Annotated in this window: 1 pseudogene; it reads left to right on the top strand. The window is 42.3% G+C overall.

What is annotated here, in order from left to right:
- Positions 1–449 (top strand): annotated as a pseudogene (locus OCV99_RS17925) (tetracycline resistance ribosomal protection protein); the annotation flags it as partial.

Genomic DNA, 449 nt, shown 5'->3' with positions numbered 1-449 from the left:
CGATTGCAGCAAAGAAATCTGAACAGCGGGAAATATTGCTTGGGGCACTTACAGAAATTTCAGATGGCGACCCTCTTTTAAAATATTATGTGGATACTACAACGCATGAGATTATACTTTCTTTTTTGGGGAATGTGCAGATGGAAGTCATTTGTGCCATCCTTGAGGAAAAATATCATGTGGAGGCAGAAATAAAAGAGCCTACTGTTATATATATGGAAAGACCGCTTAGAAAAGCAGAATATACCATCCACATAGAAGTCCCGCCAAATCCTTTCTGGGCTTCTATCGGGTTGTCCATAGAGCCGCTCCCTATTGGAAGTGGAGTGCAGTATGAAAGCAGAGTTTCACTTGGATATTTAAACCAATCGTTCCAAAATGCGGTTATGGAGGGGGTTCTTTATGGCTGCGAGCAGGGGCTGTATGGATGGAAAGTGACAGACTGTAAA

This window comes from Dorea acetigenes (assembly GCF_025567385.1).
Classification (GTDB): domain Bacteria; phylum Bacillota; class Clostridia; order Lachnospirales; family Lachnospiraceae; genus Claveliimonas; species Claveliimonas acetigenes.
This window is presented reverse-complemented; position numbering and strand designations above follow the sequence as displayed.